At 72.4% G+C, this 15,879-nt stretch carries 15 protein-coding genes and 2 tRNA genes; 6 read left to right on the top strand and 11 right to left on the bottom strand.

Annotation, left to right across the window (positions count from 1 at the left end; genetic code table 11):
* Positions 1-19 precede the first annotated feature (19 nt).
* On the bottom strand, positions 20-985 hold the full coding sequence (locus tag ACFV1W_RS30995; protein ID WP_380420575.1) for a phosphatidylinositol mannoside acyltransferase: 966 nt from the start codon (positions 983-985) through the stop codon (positions 20-22).
* A gap of 16 nt (positions 986-1,001) precedes the next feature.
* Positions 1,002-1,649, bottom strand: coding sequence for a phosphatidylinositol phosphate synthase (gene pgsA, locus ACFV1W_RS30990; protein WP_030286338.1), 648 nt, complete (start codon positions 1,647-1,649; stop codon positions 1,002-1,004).
* A 233-nt stretch (positions 1,650-1,882) separates the two neighbouring features.
* Between pgsA and ACFV1W_RS30985 the strand changes: the two genes are divergently transcribed.
* A complete protein-coding gene (locus ACFV1W_RS30985; protein ID WP_380420574.1) occupies positions 1,883-3,931 on the top strand; it encodes an elongation factor G-like protein EF-G2 in 2,049 nt (682 codons plus the stop codon).
* Here the strand turns inward: ACFV1W_RS30985 and ACFV1W_RS30980 are convergent.
* Entirely contained in the window at positions 3,919-4,362 is a 444-nt protein-coding gene (locus ACFV1W_RS30980) for a thiol-disulfide oxidoreductase DCC family protein (protein WP_380420595.1), read from the bottom strand. The genes ACFV1W_RS30985 and ACFV1W_RS30980 overlap by 13 nt on opposite strands.
* 199 nt (positions 4,363-4,561) lie before the next feature.
* On the opposite strand from ACFV1W_RS30980, the gene ACFV1W_RS30975 reads away from it, so the two are divergent.
* Positions 4,562-6,208: a hypothetical protein gene (locus ACFV1W_RS30975; protein ID WP_380420573.1), complete on the top strand. Its 1,647-nt coding sequence runs from the start codon at positions 4,562-4,564 to the stop codon at positions 6,206-6,208.
* 70 nt (positions 6,209-6,278) lie between these two features.
* On the opposite strand, the gene ACFV1W_RS30970 is transcribed toward ACFV1W_RS30975, so the two are convergent.
* The 4 genes from ACFV1W_RS30970 to ACFV1W_RS30955 all read right to left on the bottom strand — a co-directional run bounded on the left by ACFV1W_RS30970 (position 6,279) and on the right by ACFV1W_RS30955 (position 10,734).
* Positions 6,279-6,839, bottom strand: a complete 561-nt coding sequence (locus tag ACFV1W_RS30970) for an HIT family protein (RefSeq protein ID WP_380420572.1) — start codon at positions 6,837-6,839, stop codon at positions 6,279-6,281.
* 74 nt (positions 6,840-6,913) lie between these two features.
* Positions 6,914-8,893 carry a threonine--tRNA ligase gene (gene thrS, locus ACFV1W_RS30965; protein WP_380420571.1) on the bottom strand — a complete coding sequence of 660 codons (1,980 nt, stop codon included), beginning with the start codon at positions 8,891-8,893 and terminating at the stop codon, positions 6,914-6,916.
* A gap of 87 nt (positions 8,894-8,980) precedes the next feature.
* Positions 8,981-10,147: a hypothetical protein gene (locus tag ACFV1W_RS30960; protein ID WP_380420570.1), complete on the bottom strand. Its 1,167-nt coding sequence runs from the start codon at positions 10,145-10,147 to the stop codon at positions 8,981-8,983.
* Positions 10,148-10,179: 32 nt separating this feature from the next.
* Complete coding sequence (locus tag ACFV1W_RS30955; protein ID WP_380420569.1) at positions 10,180-10,734, bottom strand: DUF4365 domain-containing protein; 555 nt, start codon at positions 10,732-10,734, stop codon at positions 10,180-10,182.
* 150 nt (positions 10,735-10,884) lie between these two features.
* On the opposite strand from ACFV1W_RS30955, the gene ACFV1W_RS30950 reads away from it, so the two are divergent.
* A complete protein-coding gene (locus ACFV1W_RS30950) occupies positions 10,885-11,652 on the top strand; it encodes an exonuclease domain-containing protein (protein ID WP_380420568.1) in 768 nt (255 codons plus the stop codon).
* Between the two features lie 60 nt (positions 11,653-11,712).
* Here the strand turns inward: ACFV1W_RS30950 and ACFV1W_RS30945 are convergent.
* Together ACFV1W_RS30945 and ACFV1W_RS30940 are read right to left on the bottom strand one after the other, a co-directional pair.
* Positions 11,713-11,784, bottom strand: a tRNA-Val gene (locus tag ACFV1W_RS30945).
* A 212-nt stretch (positions 11,785-11,996) separates the two neighbouring features.
* Positions 11,997-12,068 (bottom strand) — tRNA-Val (locus tag ACFV1W_RS30940).
* 449 nt (positions 12,069-12,517) lie between these two features.
* On the opposite strand from ACFV1W_RS30940, the gene ACFV1W_RS30935 reads away from it, so the two are divergent.
* Positions 12,518-12,931, top strand: coding sequence for an SsgA family sporulation/cell division regulator (locus ACFV1W_RS30935; protein WP_030056266.1), 414 nt, complete (start codon positions 12,518-12,520; stop codon positions 12,929-12,931).
* 403 nt (positions 12,932-13,334) lie between these two features.
* Positions 13,335-13,904, top strand: coding sequence for a CGNR zinc finger domain-containing protein (locus ACFV1W_RS30930; RefSeq protein ID WP_380420567.1), 570 nt, complete (start codon positions 13,335-13,337; stop codon positions 13,902-13,904).
* A gap of 33 nt (positions 13,905-13,937) precedes the next feature.
* On the opposite strand, the gene ACFV1W_RS30925 is transcribed toward ACFV1W_RS30930, so the two are convergent.
* Complete coding sequence (locus ACFV1W_RS30925; RefSeq protein WP_380420566.1) at positions 13,938-14,402, bottom strand: hypothetical protein; 465 nt, start codon at positions 14,400-14,402, stop codon at positions 13,938-13,940.
* A 111-nt stretch (positions 14,403-14,513) separates the two neighbouring features.
* Here ACFV1W_RS30925 and ACFV1W_RS30920 point away from each other — a divergent pair, with 111 nt between their 5' ends.
* Positions 14,514-15,014 (top strand): DsbA family protein, encoded by a 501-nt coding sequence (locus ACFV1W_RS30920; protein WP_380420565.1) that lies wholly within the window; start codon positions 14,514-14,516, stop codon positions 15,012-15,014.
* 29 nt (positions 15,015-15,043) lie between these two features.
* Here the strand turns inward: ACFV1W_RS30920 and ACFV1W_RS30915 are convergent, their stop codons facing one another.
* A complete protein-coding gene (locus ACFV1W_RS30915) occupies positions 15,044-15,745 on the bottom strand; it encodes a GNAT family N-acetyltransferase (RefSeq protein WP_380420564.1) in 702 nt (233 codons plus the stop codon).
* Between the last annotated feature and the right edge of the window lie 134 nt (positions 15,746-15,879).

Here is a 15,879-nt window from a genome sequence, read left to right as displayed (position 1 = left end):
CCGGGCCGGCGGACACTCACTAGGCCCCGGAAGCCTCCGCGGCGCGGTCCGCGGCCGGCTCGGGGCGCGCATCGGTCGGCCCGGCCCCCACCGTCTCACGGGCCGGCAGGTCGGCCAGCCAGAACTTCTGCAGCATGTGCCAGTCCTGCGGGTGTTCGCCGATCCCGCGCTGCCACACGTCCGCCATCGCCTGGGTCATCGCCAGCGTCCGCGCCTTGCGGTCGCCCTCGTCGGGCACCGGCACCTCGGGGTGGATGATCCCGCGCAGCACCGGGCCGTCGTACCAGAGAGTCACCGGCAGCAGCGCCGCTCCGGTGCGCTGGCACAGCGCCGCCGGGCCGGCCGGCATCCGGGTCGGCTCGCCGAAGAACGACACCTCGATGCCCGCCTCCGAGAGGTCCCGGTCCCCCACCAGACAGACCAGCTTGCCCTCGCGCAGCCGCCGCGCCAGCGTGCCGATCACGTTCACCCCGCCCCCGGTCAGCGCCAGGACCTCCATGCCCTGACCCTCCCGGAACGCGACGAACCGGTCGAACAGCCGCTCCGGCTTCAGCCGCTCCGCGACCGTGGTGAACGGGTGGCCCAGGTGCGCTATCCAGGTGCCCGCCAGGTCCCAGTTGCCCATGTGCGGCAACGCCACGACCACGCCCCGCCCGGACTCCAGCGCGCCCTCCAAGTGCTCCAGGCCGTCCACCCGGACGTCCCGGAGAACCCTCTCCCGGCTCCACACCGGCAGCCGGAAGGACTCCATCCAGTACCGCAGGTACGACCGCATCCCGGCCCGCGACAACCGCCGCAGCGCCGCCTCGTGCAGCCCCGGACGCACCCGGCGCAGGTTCGCCTCCAGCTGGCGCACCCGCGGGCCCCGGCGGCGCCAGGCGTAGTCCGCCAGCCGGTCGAACAACCACCGCGCCACCGGCTCCGGCAGGTGCTTCAGCACCGCCCACCCCAGCGCGTACGCCCAGTACACCAGTCGGTCCGTCACCGCAGGACGCCCCCCGTCAACTCCCGGCCGCCGCTCGGTCGGCCTCGAACGCCTCCCGGCGCACGGTCAGCATCCGCTGGAACACCGTCACCAGGCTGCCCGCCGCCACCAGCCACAGCGCCACCGGCAGCAGCCACTCCACGTATGGCACCCCGAACTCGTGCAGACCCGCGACCCCGGCCGCCACCAGGCTGATCACCAGCCGCTCGGCCCGCTCCACCAGCCCCGACACGTCGCACGGCAGGCCCTGGCTCTCCGCCCGTGCCTTCGTGTACGACACCACCAGACCACTGGCCAGACAGAAGATCGCCACCGCGCACAGCAGGTTGTTGTCACCCTTGCCCGCGTACCACATCGCCAGACCACCGAAGATCGCCGCATCCGCGACCCGGTCCAGCGTGGAGTCCAGGAACGCCCCCCACTTGCTGCTCCGGCCCAGCTGACGGGCCATGTTCCCGTCCACCAGGTCCGAGAAGATGAACAGCGTGATCGTGATGGTGCCCCAGAAGAACTCCCCGCGCGGGAAGAACACCAGCGCACCGGCCACCGAACCGGCGGTACCGATCAGCGTCACGGCGTCCGGGCTCACGCCCAGGCGGATCAGGAACGCGGCGAACGGGGTCAGAACACGTGTGAAGAAGGCACGCGCGTATTTGTTGAGCATGGCCTTCCCAGCCGCTCCGATCTCCCAGGTACCCGCCTGGCGCAGCGCACGGCGGCAGACGGCCGGACGAATGAGCCCGCCCGGCGCACCCATCGTAGCCACGCCCGGGACACCCTCCGTCGCACGCACCGCCGGACGGCACCCCGCACACGGACGGTCACACAACACGCGCCCGGACGACACCCGACCCTAGACTGCGAAGGACAGTCTCGGCGCCACGGGAGGAGACCCCGATGCCCGACCGCAGCACCGCACGAGCCGGCCAGGCACCCGCCGTCACCGGCCCGCAGGACCTGCGCAACGTCGTCCTCATCGGCTCCAGCGGTGTGGGCAAGACCACGCTCGCCGAATCCCTCGCCCTCGCCGCCGGCGCCACCGGCCGCGCCGGACGCGTCACCGACGGCACCACCGTCTCCGACCACGAGGACATCGAGCACCAGCAGCAGCGCTCCGTCCAGCTCTCGCTGCTCCCGCTCGAATGGAAGGGCGTCAAGATCAACCTGATCGACCCGCCCGGCCACCCCGACTTCGCCGCCGACCTGCGCGCCGCCCTGCACGCCGCCGACGCCGCCGTCTTCGTCGTCTCCGCCACCGACCCGGTCACCGCCCCCACCCGCGCCCTCTGGCGCGAGTGCGCCGCCGAGGGAATTCCCCGCGCCGTCGCCGTCGCCAAACTCGACCTCGCCCGCACCGGCTTCGACGACATCCTCACCGCCTGCCACGACGCCTTCGAGCTCGGCCCGGACACCCTTCGCCCGCTCTTCCTGCCCGTCCTCCACGACGGACACCCGGACGGCAGCGTCGATCTCCTCACCGGCGACACCTACGGCGACGCCGCCCCCCTGCCCGACACCGGCCCCGCCCACGACAGCCTCGTCGAAGCCATCTCCGGCCAGGACGACACCCTCATGGAGCGCTACCTCTCCGGCGACCCCCTCGACACCGACGCCCTCGAAGCCGGAATGCGCCGCGAAGTCCTCTCCTGCGCCCTCCACCCCGCCGTCCCCACCAGCGAGAACGGCCTCGGCGCCGCCGAACTGCTCGACCTGATCGCCCACACCTTCCCCGATCCCACCGAACGCACCCGCCCCGCCCCGGCCTGCGACCCCGACGCCCCGCTCGCCGCCCAGGTCGTCCGCGTCACCGGCGACGCCTACGTCGGCCGGATCAGCCTGCTGCGCCTGTACGCCGGCACCCTGCGCCCCGACACCAAGATCCACCTCGTCGGCCCCGCCCACTCCGCCGACCAGAACGGCGACGAACGCGTCACCGGACTCACCAGCCCCTTCGGCAAACTCCAGCGCCCCGTCCCGCACGCCGTCGCCGGCGACCTCGTCTGCGCCGCCAAACTCACCACCGCCCGGGCCGGCGACACCGTCCACGAACCGGGCCACCCCGTCGAACTCGACGCCTGGACCGTCCCCGAACCCCTGCTCCCGATCGCCGTCGAAGCCCACAGCAAGGCCGACGACGACAAGCTCTCCCAAGCCCTCACCCGGCTCGGCGCCGAGGACCCGGCCCTACGCCTCGAACAGAACCCCGACACCCACCAGCTCGTCCTCTGGTGCACCGGCGAGGCCCACGCCGAGGTCGTCCTCGACCGGCTGCGCACCCGCCACGGCGTCCACGTCGACACCGTCGAACCCAAGGTCGCCCTGCGCGAGACCTTCGGCACCGCCGCCGCCGGCCACGGCCGCCTCGTCAAGCAGTCCGGCGGCCACGGCCAGTACGCCATCTGCGACCTCGAAGTCGAGCCCCTACCGGCCGGCTCCGGCTTCGAGTTCCAGGAACACGTCGTCGGCGGCGCCGTCCCCAAGCACTTCATCCCCTCCGTCGAGAAGGGCGTGCGCGCCCAGCTCGCCAAGGGCGTCGCCACCGGCCACCCGCTCGTCGACGTCCGGGTCACCCTCACCGACGGCAAGGCCCACTCCGTCGACTCCTCCGACGCGTCCTTCCAGAACGCCGCCGCCCTCGCCCTGCGCGACGCCGCCGAGCACGCCGTCATCCGCCTGCTCGAACCCGTCGCCGCCGTCAGCATCCTGCTGCCCGACGAGTACCTCGGCGCCGTCCTCGGCGACCTCTCCGCCCGCCGCGGCCGCGTCCTCGGCACCGAGACCGGCGGCCAGGCACTCACCCTGCTGCGCGCCGAGGTCCCGGAACTCGAACTCGTCCGCTACCCCGTCGACCTGCGCTCGCTCACCCACGGCACCGCCGAGTTCTCCCGCGCCTACCTGCGCCACGAACCCATGCCCACCGCCCTGGCCGACCGCTACACCGGCTGAACGGGCCCCCGCCTCGGGAGCGCGCACGCCGCCGTGCCCCCCGGCATCCGGTGCCGGTTGCGCGACACCCAGCGGTACACCGCGCCCGCCACCGGACGCACCGGCCCCAACGTCAACAGCGCGCCCAGGTACGCCCACGCGCCCCCGGAGCGCATCAGCAGCCGCGCCACCGCCTGCGCGCCCCCGTGCACCCGGCCCGCCGGCGTCACCCACAGCACCTCGCGCTCGGCCCGCTCGGGCGACACCTCACCCCGGCCGCCCGCCAGCGCGTCCAGCTCCGCCAGCTCCGCGAACTGGAACGGCACCGCCTCCCAGCCACCCGAGGCCAGCGTCTGCCGCAGGTACCTCTCCCCCCAGCGCACGCAGGACGAGCAGAACGCGCAGTCCCCGTCGAAAACCAGCACCGGATCCTTCACGGCAACCCCCATCATCGATTCCACCGTCCATCCTCCTCCACCCCTGCCCGACGGGCCCGGGCGGGTATCGACCCGAGCGAAAGCGGGCATCATGCCCCTCGGGCGGAGCGCGGCCGGAACGTGACGGTTCGTCACGGTACTTCAGACGATCATCCGCGCGGGGGTGCCACGGCACGGTAACCTGCCGCTGACAAGGGGAGGAGGGGACGCCACCGTGACCACACTCGACATGACCCCGGGTGCGCAGATACCCCGGACCGACGCCGGCCCGCAGACCGCCGTCACCCAGGCGCTCTCCTCGGCCGCCTACCGCGACGGCGAGATCGGCAAGTTCGTCGCCGACGTCACCGACGCCAAGGAGAAGAAGGGCCGCTTCGCCCTCTTCCGCCCCAACGTCGGCGAGGCCTTCAGCAAGGCGCTGATCTCCCGCGCCCTCGGCGGCGACCGCAAACCCCTCGTACCGTCCTTCGGCGTCGACACCCGCCAGGTCGTCGAACACTGCCTGGCCGCCGAGGAACTCCGCCACGCCCGCGACCGGCAGCTCAGCACCGTCTCCGTCGTCACCGGCCTGCTGTTCCTCCCCGGCACCCTGATCTGGCTCGGCGCCTTCCAACTGCGCGCCTGGCTCAAGCGGGACAACGCCCGCGGCGCCGACACCTACGGCGCCCTCGCCCTCATCGCCGCCGCCGTCCTCGCCGCCTTCCTGCTGCTTGGCCCGCCGGCGGACGGCATCCTCGGCATCTACCTGCGGATCACCATGCTCGCCCCGGTGCTCGGGTGGTACCTCGCCCGCCGCATCGTCGAGCGCTCCGCCAAGGACCTCCGAGGCCGCTGGCAGGACCTGGTCGAGGGCAACGCCGTCGCCGCCACCGTCGCCAAGGCCGTCCCCCGCGACGACCTCGACAAGAAGGCCAACGAGCTGCGCGACAAGCTCGGCCGGCTGGACGCCGAGCAGGAGACCAACGTCCACCACTACGCCGGCCCCAAGGGCATCCTCGGCGCGGGCCGCCGCTGGGGCGAGTGGCGCCTCGCCGACACCCTCCACCCCGCCGAGGGCCACGTCGACTTCCGCGCCTTCCACCCCTGGGACCTGGTCCGCCGGATCTCCGCCCACCTCAAGGGCCTCGGCGTCAGCCACGTCGCCAACAGCGGCATCCCCAACGTCGCCATCAAGCAGTGGGCGGTCTTCGACATCAGCGAGGGGGCGGACGAGATCAGCCGCCCCGACGGCGCCGACATGGACGGCGAACGGATGCGCGACTTCGCCGTGCAGAGCCTCGCCGACAAGCAGACCTTCCCCGGCGGCCCCCGGCACTACCTGGCCACCCAGTTCATCACCCACGACGGCAAGCTGGTCATCACCTTCACCGTCACGGTGACCCTGCTCGCCAACGTGCTGAGCATCTCGGTGGCCGGCTACGCACTCGGCCCGGTCAAGGGCGTCTTCTTCGACAAGCCGAAGGACAAGGAGAAGACGATCGCCAAGACGGTGAAGTTCTGGGAGGAGCGCACCGTCAAGCTCCCGTTGATCGACAACGACGAGGTGGTCCGCCAGGCCGTCCGCGCCCCCTTCCACAAGATGCCCGGCCTGCTCGGTTGGCTCGGCGGCGGCCTCGGCCTGCCCGAACCCTTCGGGCTGCGGCACGCCTGGGTCGCCACCGCCTGGAACAACCGCTCCATGGTCGACAACGCGCTCAACGCCTCCGTCCCGGTGCTCAACGCGGTGCACACCGCCACCCTGGAGTTCCTCCGGGAGCACGACCTGGACGCCGACCGCTTCTTCAAGAACCGCACCTCGATCATCAAGTCCGAGGCGCAGGGCAGCCGCCCGTACAAGGTCGACCAGTTCGACGCCGGCTGATCCGGACGACACGCGAAGAGGGGCCCGCCACCGACGATTCCGGTGGCGGGCCCCTTCGGGCTCCGCGGGCTCAGCCCTGCGGCCAGACCTCGGCCAGCATCTTGCGGGTGTCCGCCAGCAGCTGCGGCAGCACCTTGGTGTGGCCGACCACCGGCATGAAGTTGGTGTCCCCGCCCCAGCGCGGGACCACGTGCTGGTGCAGGTGGGCCGCGATCCCGGCCCCGGCCGCAGCGCCCTGGTTCATCCCGATGTTGAACCCGTGCGCCCCCGAGGCGGCGCGCAGCGCGGTCATCGCCCGCTTGGTGAAGTCCGCCAGCTCGACCGTCTCCGCCTCGTCGAGGTCGGTGTAGTCGGCCACGTGCCGGTACGGGACCACCATCAGGTGCCCGCCGTTATACGGGTACAGGTTCAGCACCGCGAAGACGGAGCTTCCCCGGGCGATGATCAGCCCGTCCTCGTCGCTCAGCGACGGGATCGAGCAGAACGGACAGCCGTCGTCCGGAGCCGGGCCGGTGGGCTTGTTCTCACCCTGGATGTACGCCATCCGATGGGGGGTCCACAGGCGGCGGAAGCCGTCCGGCTCACCGACACCCCGCTGCAGTTCCGGCTCAGTCGTCATGCTGATCAGCATATTCGCCCGGCCGTGCTTGCAAAGCCGCGCGGGGCAGACTAGCCCGCCCCGCGCGTGGTCGTCCGACTACGGCGTCACACCTGGATGCGGTTGTTCACCGCGTCCACGATCTCGGCGACGGCCTCGGCCACCGGCACGCCGTTCTTCTGCTCCCCGTTGCGGTAGCGGAACGACACGGCCCCCGCCTCGACATCGTCGTTGCCGGCGATGAGCATGAACGGCGTCTTGCTCTTCTGAGCGTTCCTGATCTTCTTCTGCATCCGGTCGTCCGAGGTGTCCACCTCGACCCGGATCCCGTGCCTCTTCAGCTCGGCCGCGACCTCCAGCAGGTACGGCACGTGCTCGTCGGTGATCGGGATGCCGGTCACGGTGACCGGGGCCAGCCACGGCGGCATGGCACCGGCGTAGTGCTCCAGCAGCACCGCGAAGAACCGCTCGATCGAACCGAACAGCGCCCGGTGGATCATGACCGGCCGCTGACGCGAACCGTCCGCCGCGGTGTACTCCAGGTCGAAACGCTCCGGCAGGTTGAAGTCCAGCTGAATCGTGGACATCTGCCAGGTGCGGCCGATGGCGTCCTTGGCCTGCACCGAGATCTTCGGGCCGTAGAAGGCCGCGCCGCCCGGGTCCGGCACCAGCGGAAGCCCCTGCTTCTCGGCGACCGAGGCCAGGACGCGGGTGGCCTCCTCCCAGGCCTCGTCCGTCCCGACGAACTTCTCCGGGTCCTTGGTCGACAGCTCCAGGTAGAAGTCGGTCAGACCGTAGTCGCGGAGGAGGTTGAGCACGAAGGTCAGCGTCGAGTCGAGCTCGGCCGCCATCTGCTCGCGGGTGCAGTAGATGTGGGCGTCGTCCTGCGTGAAGCCGCGGGCACGGGTCAGGCCGTGCACGACGCCCGACTTCTCGTACCGGTACACCGTCCCGAACTCGAAGAGGCGCAGCGGCAGTTCACGGTACGAGCGGCCGCGCGCGTCGAAGATCAGGTTGTGCATCGGGCAGTTCATCGGCTTGAGGTAGTAGTCCACGCCCTCGTCGAGCTGCATGGGCGGGTACATTCCGTCCGCGTACCAGTCCAGGTGGCCGCTCTTCTCGAAGAGCTTCCCCTTGGTGGCGTGCGGGGTGTAGACGAACTCGTAGCCCTCTTCCTCGTGCCGCTTGCGCGAGTAGTCCTCCATCGCGCGGCGGATGATGCCGCCCCTGGGGTGGAAGACGGCGAGGCCGGAGCCGATCTCCTCGGGGATGGAGAAGAGGTCGAGCTCGTTGCCGAGCTTGCGGTGGTCGCGCTTCTCGGCCTCGACGAGGAAGTCCAGGTGGGCCTTGAGCTCTTCCTTGGTCGGCCAGGCGGTGCCGTAGATGCGCTGGAGCATCGGGTTCTTCTCGCTGCCGCGCCAGTAGGCGGCTGCGTTGCGCATCAGCTTGAACGCCGGGATGTGGCGGGTGCTGGGCAGGTGCGGACCGCGGCAGAGGTCGCCCCAGCACTGCTCGCCGCTCTTGGCGTCCAGGTTGTCGTAGATGGTGAGTTCGCCGGCGCCGACCTCGACGTCGGCGCCCTCGCCCGCGGTGGCGGCGGAGCCCTTGAGGCCGATCAGCTCCAGCTTGTACGGCTCGGCGGCCAGCTCCTCGCGGGCGGCCTCGTCGGTGACCACGCGGCGGGAGAACTTCTGCCCGCGCTTGATGATCTCCTGCATCTTCTTCTCGATGGCCTTGAGGTCATCGGGGTGGAACGGCTTCTCGACGTCGAAGTCGTAGTAGAAGCCGTCCTTGACCGGCGGGCCGATGCCGAGCTTGGCCTCGGGGTAGAGCTGCTGCACGGCCTGGGCCATGACGTGCGCGGTGGAGTGGCGCAGGATGTCGAGGCCGTCCTTGCTGTCGATCGCGACCGGCTCGACCTCCTCGCCGTCCTGGAGGACGTAGGCGAGGTCCTTGAGCTGGCCGCCGACGCGGGCGGCGACGATCGAGCGGTCGTCGGCGAAGAGCTCGGCGGCCGTAGTGCCCGTGGTCACCACGCGCTCTTCCCGATCGGGTTCGCGGCTGATGATTACCCGGACGTCCGTCACCGGTCTCTCCTGACGTGCTGGATTCAGAGGACGCAACACTGCGCTGCGCGTGACGATGGTACCGAGAGCGCCACCCGCACCGCGCACTCAGGATCTCTCTCCCCTTTCCTGGAGCCCCTTGAGCAGCCGCTCGCGCTCGTCCTCCCCCCATCCGCACAGCTCCAGGCCGCGGGGCCGGGTCAGCCGACGGAATCCGTCGCGTCGCTCCAGGCGTCCGGAGACCCGGACCGGGAGGCCGGAGAGGTGGGCCTCGGCGGCGAGCCGGTAGTCGGCGTCGGGCAGGCGGAGCTTGAGTTCGCTGACCTCGGCGCCGTCGAGCACCCGCAGCCGTACCGAGCCGGGTCCGGAGGGGTCGGCGCGCTTGAGCCGGACCACCACGGCGAGGACGGTGACGTCGACGGCGGGCTCCAGGCGTTCCAGCAGCTCGGCGGCCTCGGTGAGGGCGGGCAGGTCGCCGGGGGAGAAGTCGAGGTCGATCCGGCGGTCGCCGAAGCCGCCCGGGGTTCCGGCGGCGGGCGACCAGGCGACGGTGAGCCGGGCGGCGGCGGCGCCGCGCACCAGGGCCTCGACGGACCGGACGAGTTCCCGGCTGACTCCGGAGCGGACGGCGTTCTCGAAGGCCTCGGGCCCGCCGCTGACCCGGCGGTAGTCGACGGCGTCGCGCAGCGCCTCCAGGGCGCGGACGAGTGTGGTGACGGCGGTCCGGCCCTCGGGGGCCGGGGTGTAGGCGGTGAGCGCCGCGCCCTGGTCGACGACGCCCTGTTCGACGAGCAGGACCCGGTCGAGGAAGTCCCCGGCGAGGCCGTCCAGCCGGGCTCCGTGGTAGGCGGCGGTGGCGCGGCCGGCCTTGGCCCCGGCGGCGAGCATCGCGCGGGCCGCCCGCCGGAGCCGTTCGGCGTCCTCCCAGGGGGTGGCGTCGGCGGCGCCGGGCAGTTCGCGGCGCCAGCTCAGCTCGTCGCCGGGGACGGCGAGGGCGAGCAGGATCGAGCGGGCGGAGGGGGTGCGGGAGCGGGAGAGGGCGGTGACGGCGTCGGTGAGGAGTTCGACGGCGTCGTCGAAGCCGTCCGAGGTGGGGACGAGGAGGCTGGTGCCGGGTTCGCCGTCGGGCGGGGTCCAGCGGCCGTACCGGGCGGCGGGTCCGCCGCGGCGGGTCCAGCCGTGCCGGGCGAGCAGGGTGGCCAGCACCGTTGGGTCGACGGTGGCCGGGTCGGGCAGGGCCGGGGCGCGGCCGTCCGGTCCGTGCGGCAGTGTCATGGGCGTGGCTCCTCGCCGCCGGGGCCCGGTGGTCACGGGCTGTCGCCCGCGCCGACCCGGGCCATGATGTCGCAGAGGGCGCGGTCGTCGAAGACCTTGTCGGTGGGAACCCGGACGTTGGTGCGCCGTTGCCCGGTGACGGCGTGGCCGGCCAGGTTGACCCAGTAGCAGCAGTGCCGCAGTTCGAGGGCGTCCGGGCGGGCCCGGAGCCAGTGGTCGACCCGGCGGGGCAGCAGCATCACGACCAGGATGCGCGGGACGGCGACCCGGGCGCGGGCGAGCTTGCGCAGGTGGTCGTTGTCCAGGGTGAAGCTGAAGAACGGTCCGGCGGGGTCGGGCGCGATCTGCTGGGTCGCCTTGAGCTGGATCTTGACGGTGACCTCGTCGTCCACCTCGTGCTCCCGGGAGCCGTGGCTGACCTGCCAGTCGATGCCGTTGTCCGGGAACGGTTGGGAGAGCGAGCAGCCGGCCGCGGCGGCGACCGCGTGCAGGTAGCCGACCTGCAGGGTCTCCATGCACGCGGTGACCGCGAGGTTCCCCCTGAGTGCGACCGCCGCCTCGTCGGGCTGCGGCTGGGTCAGTGCCATCGCCCCGTGGCCTCCCCCGGCTCCGGGCCCGTCCGGATTCGAACGGGACTGTCGTGGGCAGGATCCCCGGCCGGGGCTGGGCCAAACGGGTTGAGCAGGCGTCAGAAACGGGTATCACCCGGGCGCGGAACGCACGCCTGAGGGGCAGTCATGCAGCAGCACTGGTACACCGGCCCACTCGCTTCCTTCGACACCGAGACGACCGGCGTGGACGTCGAGACCGATCGGATCGTCTCGGCCGCCCTGGTCGTCCAGCTCGCCCCGGACGCACCGGCGCGGACCACCACCTGGCTCGCCGATCCGGGCGTGCCGATCCCGGACGGCGCCCGGGCGGTGCACGGCATCACCGACGAGCAGGTCCGGGCGTACGGCCGGCCGGCCCGGGTGGTGGTGGCGGAGGTCATCCGGGCGCTGGCGGCCCAGGCGCGGGCCGGCCGTCCGGTGGTGGTGATGAACGCGCCGTACGACCTGACGCTGCTGGACCGGGAGTTGCGCCGCCACCACGGGCTGACGCTGAACGCCGGGCTGGAGGGGGCGGGGCTGGTGGTACTGGATCCGCGGGTGCTGGACAAGCACGTGGACCGCTACCGCAGGGGCCGGCGGACGCTGACCGACCTGTGCGCCCACTACGGGGTGGACCTCACCGGGGCGCACGACGCGGCAGCGGACGCGACGGCGGCCATGTCGCTGATCCGGCGAATAGGCGCCCGCTACCCGGCGGCGCTGGGCGGGCTGTCGGCGGCCGAGCTGCACCTGCGGCAAGCGGTCTGGCACGCGGCGCAGGCGCGCGGGCTGCAGGCCTGGTTCGACCGGTCGGGGACGCCGGAGCGGGTGGACCTGTCCTGGCCGATGCGGCCGGCCCGGTGCGTGTGCGGCCGCCGGCTGGAGCCGGAGCACGGTTGCGAGGCGGCGGCGTAGGCCCCGGGGAACGCCGCAGGCCCTGACCGGTTTCCTGGTCAGGGCCTGCATGCTGTCCGGTGGGCGATACTGGGATCGAACCAGTGACCCCTTCGGTGTGAACGAAGTGCTCTCCCGCTGAGCTAATCGCCCGGGCAACGAGAAGAACTGTAGCACCATTCGGGGGCGGTCGTACAACTCGCTCTTCCGGGGTACGGCCGACGGATCCACAGAACTCGTGCTCCGCACGGAAGGTGACTGAGTCTCAGCCGGATTTGCGGCCGGCACTTCGGATGGGATTCCGGAAATACATGTGAGGCCCAGCCGATAATCGACTGGGCCTCACATATCACAATGCATTCCGGTGGGCGATACTGGGATCGAACCAGTGACCCCTTCGGTGTGAACGAAGTGCTCTCCCGCTGAGCTAATCGCCCGGGTGCAGGGAAAACATTACCGCATCCCGGGGGGTGCTCCGACCACCCCGGCCACCGACCGCCCCCGACCCCGGGCGCCCGGGCCCCACCCGGCCGGGCCGACCCCGGCACCAAGGGCCCCGGCCCGTACCTCCGCCCGCCTCCGCCGCCCACGCCGCCCGCCCACGCGCACGACTCGTCGGGCCCGGCCGCACCACCCGCTCCCCTGTTCCCGGCCTCCTCGGCGCTCCGCACGGGCCGGGTGGCGACCGGCTCGGAATCCCCGGCCGAGAAGAACCGCCGGTAATGCCCCGGGCGGGTACTCCATGGCGATTCCGCAATGCGCCGTAAGGGGTACGACTCGCGTCCGAATCGGGACAGAGGGGTTTACATCGGTCTTGGAGGTGGGATGGTCCGTTCGCCGACGTGCGATTCCCCGAGCGCACACTGAGCGAAAGGCCATGGCGCTTATGAACACCACGGTCAGCTGCGAGCTGCACCTGCGCCTCATCGTGTCCAGCGAGTCCTCACTGCCCGTCCCCGCGGGCCTGCGCTACGACACCGCCGACCCCTATGCCGTGCACGCCACGTTCCACACGGGCGCCGACGAGACGGTGGAGTGGGTGTTCGCCCGAGATCTCCTCGCGGAGGGGCTGCACCGACCCACCGGTACCGGCGACGTCCGGGTGTGGCCGTCGCGCAGCCACGGGCAAGGGGTGGTCTGCATCGCACTGAGCTCTCCGGAAGGAGAAGCCCTGCTGGAGGCCCCGGCCCGGGCGCTTGAGTCGTTCCTCAAGCGGACGGACGCCGCGGTGCCCCCCGGCACCGAACACCGTCACTTCGACCTCGACCGGGAGCTGTCCCACATCCTCGCCGAAAGCTGACCCCGACCGTAGGCGGTTCAGCCCCGCTGTCGGCGGGGCCGTACTTCCTGCTGTCATCGCAGCCGTCCTACTCGGGGGCACGGCAGCGGACTCAGCCGCGCACGACGCGGTCTCGGGGCCGGTGAACGGCCCGCTCCCCCCGGAGCGGGGCACAGCACCGCAGGCACCCGGCACCGGAGCCGGCCATCCGTACGGGTGGCCGGCCTCGTTGCCGGGTGCCTCCGCCTCTTCCGGGGCCGTGCGGCGGGGCCGGGGCGGGGTCCGGCAGCCGCTTTGGGACACTCTGCCGGGATACGCACACGCCTTCGAACAAAGGCGCCGCCCTTACGCCGCAAGGGCCGGTATGGTCTGGGGTAACCGTGGACGCGGGGTACCGGAGTCCCCCTGCGCGAGGAGTCCCAACGTGCTGATCACCCATGACACCGAGTGCGCGCTGAGCATCCTCGTCGATCTGCTCAACACCGCGCCCGAGGTGTGCGGCGACGAGCGGCTGCCGGACGTCGCCGCGCTGGACGCCTTCGTGAGCCGCCAGGAGATCAGCGAGATCGACTCGCTCACCGAGGACGACCTGCGTCAGGTGCAGGAGCTGCGCACCCGGCTGCGCGACGTGTTCGGGACGGAGTCCACCGAAGAGGCCGCCGAGCTGGTCAACGCGATCGTCGCGGCCGCCGGGACGACGCCCCGGCTGGTCAACCACGACCACCACGACTGGCACATCCACTACTTCGCGCCGCACGCGGCGCTCGGACCCCACCTCGCGGCCGAGCTGGGCATGGCGCTGACCTTCATCCTGATGGCCGGCGAGCGGGAGCGGCTGCGCCGGTGCGAGGCGCCGGACTGCGCGCGGGTCTTCGTGGACCTCTCCCGGAACCGCTCCCGGCGCTATTGCGACAGCCGTACCTGCGGAAACCGGCTGCACGTCGCCGCCTACCGGGCGCGGCAGCGGTCGGCGGAGGCCGTCGCCTCCACCTGACGCCCTCCGGCCGTGCGTACGGGCGCCCGCGGCTCAGATGCCGCGCTTGCGGAGGATCTCCTCGATGTCGGCGAAGTCGCCGAGGCCGTCGTCCCGCTTGCCCTTCTGTTGCTTCTCGGACGCCTTGGGCGCCTTGGGCGTCCGGGCCACGGCGGGGCGCTCGGGGGCCGCGCCGGCGGCGGCCGGACGCTCCGACGGGGCCTCCACGGCGCCTCGGCGGCCCACCCAGCGGGTGGTGACCAGCAGGACGCCGGAGACGCCGAGCAGCACGATGCCGGCCCACACGCGCGGGTCGAGGACCAGCTTGGCCGCCCAGTCGGCGAACTCCCGGCCGATGGTGCTCGCCAGCGGGAACAGCCCGGTCAGGTAGAGGCCGGCGGGCAGCAGTGCCACCGCGAACCAGCGGGTGGCCGAGAGGAACCGGCGCCGCCAGGCCCGAAGGCCCGCGACGGCCACTCCACCGGCCGTGAGGAGGAAACTGATCGCGGCGGTCAGCACTAGTGGGCCCCTTCGCTTCCGATCGTCCTGGACATCGGCGCCTTCCCGTCGGGCCGCCCTCGGGCGCACCACCGGGCGGGAGCGGGCACCCACTAGTGGAACACTGGGGGGATGATCGATGGTTCCCTCCCCCGCCTTGAGTTCTGGTGCGACCTCCAGTGCCCGGACTGCCGCACCGCACTGGACGACGTACGGGCGCTGCGCGCGCAGTACGGGGACGCGCTCTCCGTGGAGCTGCGGCACTTCCCGCTGGAGAAGCACAAGCACGCCTACGCCGCGGCGGAGGCGGCCGAGGAGGCGTTCGACCAGGGGCTGGGGTGGCCGTTCGTGGAGGCGCTGCTGGCCCGGGTCGAGGACCTGGACGCGCGGGGGCAGCAGGTGCTGCTGGAGGTGGCCCGGGAGGTCGGGGCGGACGTCGAGGAGGTCGACACCGCGCTGGTCGACGGCCGGCACATGCTGACCGTGGACGCCGACCAGGCCGAGGGCAAGGCGATCGGGGTCACGGGCACGCCGACGTACGTGATCGGCGGGGAGCGGCTGGACGGCGGGAAGAGCCAGGAGGGGCTGCGCGAGCGGATCGTCGCCGCCGTCGAGGCGGCGCGCGCTTCCTGACGCCGTCCGACTGACGTTCCGTCAACTCGTCACAGCTGTTTGCCGTAGCAGCGGTTGACGACCCGGTAGCCGAGCGAGGCGTAGAGCCGCAGGGCGGCTTCGTTGCCGGAGAAGACGTTCAGGCCGAGTTCGCGCACCCCGGCGGCCAGGCACTCCTGTTCGGCGAGCAGCATCAGGGTGCGGCCGTGTCCCCGGCCCCGGTGGGCCGGGGACACCTCGACCACCATGACCCAGGCGAGCGGGGTTCCGTCCGGCAGGTCGCGCAGGTGGAGCTCCACCCAGAGGGAGCCGAGCGGCTCGGCGGCCGCCCGGTCGCCGCGGTCCGTCCGGTAGAGGCGGCGCAGGGCGGCGCCCGGGGTGTCGGCGCCCTGCTGGAGGACGTTGCGGTGGTCCAGGCGTGATTTGGCCCGGGCCTGGTCCTCGGTGAGGCCGGAGTCCACCAGCGAGCGGACGTACTCCCGGGCCGCCCGGTCGAGCCAGGACGGGAACTCCGGGGCGCCGAGCGGGCGGGCGGTGACGCCGCCGGGCAGGGGCGGGGCGGTGGTCAGGCTCTTGCCCAGGTTCCGCATCCGCTCGGTGTAGCCGAGGGTGGCGGCGAGTCCACGGGCGGCCCGGGCGGACTCGGGGACGACCACGTCCACCCGGGCGCAGCCCCAGTTGCGCAGCACTTCCTCCGCGGCCAGCGCGCCGAAGGTTCCGCGCCCCCGGCCGCGCCCCTCGGTGATCTCCAAGTCTGATATCTCGCCCCAGAGCTGGCTGCCGTGGGGGGGGGGGGGGGGGGGGCGCCCCCCCCCCCGGGGGGCCGGGGGGGTGGAGCGCCCACCGGGGGGGGGGGCCCCCGGCCGGGGGGGGGTGGACGGGGCCA

This window comes from Kitasatospora sp. NPDC059648, assembly GCF_042734825.1.
Taxonomy (GTDB): Bacteria; Actinomycetota; Actinomycetes; order Streptomycetales; family Streptomycetaceae; genus Kitasatospora.
Note: the sequence above shows the minus strand (reverse complement) of the source record. Positions and strands in the feature narration are given on the sequence as shown.

What these genes read in the sequence shown, in the direction of transcription:
- pgsA (WP_030286338.1), bottom strand. Translation starts at nt 1,649, where the DNA reads ATGCTCAACAAATACGCGCGTGCCTTCTTCACACGTGTTCTGACCCCG.
- ACFV1W_RS30985 (WP_380420574.1), top strand. Translation starts at nt 1,883, where the DNA reads ATGCCCGACCGCAGCACCGCACGAGCCGGCCAGGCACCCGCCGTCACC.
- ACFV1W_RS30980 (WP_380420595.1), bottom strand. Translation starts at nt 4,362, where the DNA reads ATGATGGGGGTTGCCGTGAAGGATCCGGTGCTGGTTTTCGACGGGGAC.
- ACFV1W_RS30970 (WP_380420572.1), bottom strand. Translation starts at nt 6,839, where the DNA reads ATGCTGATCAGCATGACGACTGAGCCGGAACTGCAGCGGGGTGTCGGT.
- ACFV1W_RS30960 (WP_380420570.1), bottom strand. Translation starts at nt 10,147, where the DNA reads ATGACACTGCCGCACGGACCGGACGGCCGCGCCCCGGCCCTGCCCGAC.
- ACFV1W_RS30955 (WP_380420569.1), bottom strand. Translation starts at nt 10,734, where the DNA reads ATGGCACTGACCCAGCCGCAGCCCGACGAGGCGGCGGTCGCACTCAGG.
- ACFV1W_RS30950 (WP_380420568.1), top strand. Translation starts at nt 10,885, where the DNA reads ATGCAGCAGCACTGGTACACCGGCCCACTCGCTTCCTTCGACACCGAG.
- ACFV1W_RS30935 (WP_030056266.1), top strand. Translation starts at nt 12,518, where the DNA reads ATGAACACCACGGTCAGCTGCGAGCTGCACCTGCGCCTCATCGTGTCC.
- ACFV1W_RS30920 (WP_380420565.1), top strand. Translation starts at nt 14,514, where the DNA reads ATGATCGATGGTTCCCTCCCCCGCCTTGAGTTCTGGTGCGACCTCCAG.